The following is a 1,299-nucleotide window of genomic DNA, read 5'->3' on the forward strand; positions in this document are numbered from 1 at the left end:
AGAGCACTCCCCTGAGACAGATAGATGGGGGTGTGGGGGGGGTGCTCCTCCCCCCGCGATGAGGCCGCTCCAGGCAAATGAGCGCCCCGAAGTTCTCACCCATTGCATCGGCTTTCCGTATACTGGCCGCCTCTCACCCACTCAGGCTGATTTCGCGGAGCGTCCATGTCCGGCAATACCTACGGCAAGCTGTTCACTGTCACCACCGCTGGCGAAAGCCATGGCCCGGCGTTGGTCGCCATTGTCGATGGGTGCCCGCCCGGCCTGGAAATCTCCCTGGCCGATCTGCAGCATGACCTTGACCGGCGCAAGCCCGGCACCAGCCGGCATACCACCCAGCGCCAGGAAGCCGATGAAGTGGAGATCCTCTCCGGCGTGTTCGAAGGCCGCACCACCGGCTGCTCGATCGGCCTGCTGATCCGCAACACCGACCAGAAGTCCAAGGACTACTCGGCGATCAAGGACCTGTTCCGCCCGGCCCACGCCGACTACACCTACCACCACAAGTATGGCGAGCGCGACTACCGCGGCGGCGGGCGCAGCTCGGCGCGCGAGACCGCCATGCGCGTGGCCGCCGGCGCCATCGCCAAGAAGTACCTGGCCACCCAGGGCATCCGCGTGCGCGGCTACATGAGCCAGCTCGGCCCGATCGAGATCCCGTTCAAGACCTGGGACTCGGTGGAAGACAACGCCTTCTTCAGCCCCGACCCGGCCAAGGTGCCAGAGCTCGAGGCCTACATGGACCAGTTGCGCCGTGACCAGGACTCGGTCGGGGCGAAGATCACCGTGGTGGCCGAGGGCGTGATGCCGGGCCTGGGCGAGCCGATCTTCGACCGCCTCGACGCCGAGCTGGCCCATGCGCTGATGAGCATCAACGCCGTCAAGGGCGTGGAGATCGGCGCCGGTTTCGCCAGCGTCGCCCAGCGCGGCACCGAACACCGCGACGAAATGACGCCGGAAGGCTTCCTCAGCAACAACGCCGGCGGCATTCTCGGTGGCATTTCCTCCGGCCAGCCGATCGTCGCCCACCTGGCGCTCAAGCCGACCTCCAGCATCACCACGCCGGGCCGCTCGATCGATATCGACGGCAACCCGGTGGAAGTGATCACCAAGGGCCGTCACGATCCGTGCGTCGGTATCCGCGCCACGCCGATCGCCGAGGCGATGATGGCCATCGTGCTGATGGACCACCTGCTGCGCCACCGCGGGCAGAATGCCGATGTGAAGGTGAATACCCCGGTGCTGGGCCAGCTCTGACAGTCCCGGGGGGGGGGGGGGGGGGGGGGGGGGGGGAGGGGG

At 67.4% G+C, this 1,299-nt stretch carries 1 protein-coding gene; it reads left to right on the forward strand.

Annotated features, from left to right (window positions below):
• Positions 1 to 165 precede the first annotated feature (165 nt).
• Positions 166 to 1,257 carry a chorismate synthase gene (gene aroC, locus ACO6VM_RS11230; RefSeq protein ID WP_232885006.1) on the forward strand — a complete coding sequence of 364 codons (1,092 nt, stop codon included), beginning with the start codon at positions 166 to 168 and terminating at the stop codon, positions 1,255 to 1,257.
• Positions 1,258 to 1,299: the final 42 nt, after the last annotated feature.

Source organism: Pseudomonas sp. GZD-209 (assembly GCF_049310485.1).
GTDB classification, from domain to species: domain Bacteria; phylum Pseudomonadota; class Gammaproteobacteria; order Pseudomonadales; family Pseudomonadaceae; genus Aquipseudomonas; species Aquipseudomonas sichuanensis.